The sequence below is a fragment of the Streptomyces sp. WAC04114 genome (genome assembly GCF_019733245.1).
GTDB classification, from domain to species: domain Bacteria; phylum Actinomycetota; class Actinomycetes; order Streptomycetales; family Streptomycetaceae; genus Streptomyces; species Streptomyces massasporeus_A.
In genome coordinates this window covers 1-763 of sequence record NZ_JAIGQA010000398.1, presented here as the reverse complement: position 1 = coordinate 763, position 763 = coordinate 1, and the positions used below count along the sequence as shown (strand labels likewise).

At 74.3% G+C, this 763-nt stretch carries 1 protein-coding gene; it reads left to right on the top strand.

From position 1 onward, the window contains the following. The first annotated feature begins 35 nt into the window (after window positions 1–35). Window positions 36–716, top strand: a complete 681-nt coding sequence (locus tag K4G64_RS39420) for a LuxR C-terminal-related transcriptional regulator (protein ID WP_221760642.1) — start codon at window positions 36–38, stop codon at window positions 714–716. Window positions 717–763 lie beyond the last annotated feature (47 nt).

Here is a 763-nt window from a genome sequence, read left to right as displayed (position 1 = left end):
TCCATGGGGGGCTGGGGTGACTGGGGGGTTGCTCGATGGGAGTGCGGCTCATGGTGGTCGACGACCACCGTTTGCTGGCCGAGGCGCTGGCTTCGGCGTTGAAGCTGCGGGGGCACCGGGTGCTCGCCGCGGCGGCGCCGGCCGCGGGGGCGGCGGAGCTGGTGATCACGCGGGCGCCGGAGGTGTGCCTGCTGGGGACGGCGACGCCGGCGGAGCCGGGGATCTTCGACCCGGTGGTGAAGATCAAGCGGGAGCGGCCGCAGGTGGCGGTGCTGGTGCTGGGGCCCGTGCCGAGCCCTCGGGGCATCGCGGCGGCGTTCGCGGCGGGGGCATCGGGGTACGTCCGGCACGATGAGCGCATAGAGGGTGTCGAGCGGGCGATCATGAAGGCGCGGTCGGGGGAGGCGGCGGTGGCGCCGCAGCTGCTGCAGGGGGCGTTCAGCGAGTTGCTCAACCCGGCGGCCCAACCGGACGACGAGGGCCAGCGGTTGCTCCAGATGCTCACGCCGCGGGAGGTGGAGGTCCTGGTCCGCGTCGCCGACGGCGAGGACACCCGCCTGATCGCGGCGGGCATGGGCATCGCACCGTCGACGGCGCGTACGCACGTCCAGCGGGTGCTGATGAAACTGGGCGTGGGCTCGCGGTTGGAGGCGGCGGCGCTGGCGGCGCGGACGGGGTTGCTGGACCGGGCGGGCGCGGTGCAGCGAGAGCTGTGAGGTGAGTGGGGGTGTGCGTGCGCTTTGCCTGACGCGGGGTGGGGGTG

Bases quoted from the DNA above. Each gene is read 5' to 3' on its own strand.
- K4G64_RS39420 (WP_221760642.1), top strand. From the start codon at position 36: ATGGGAGTGCGGCTCATGGTGGTCGACGACCACCGTTTGCTGGCCGAG.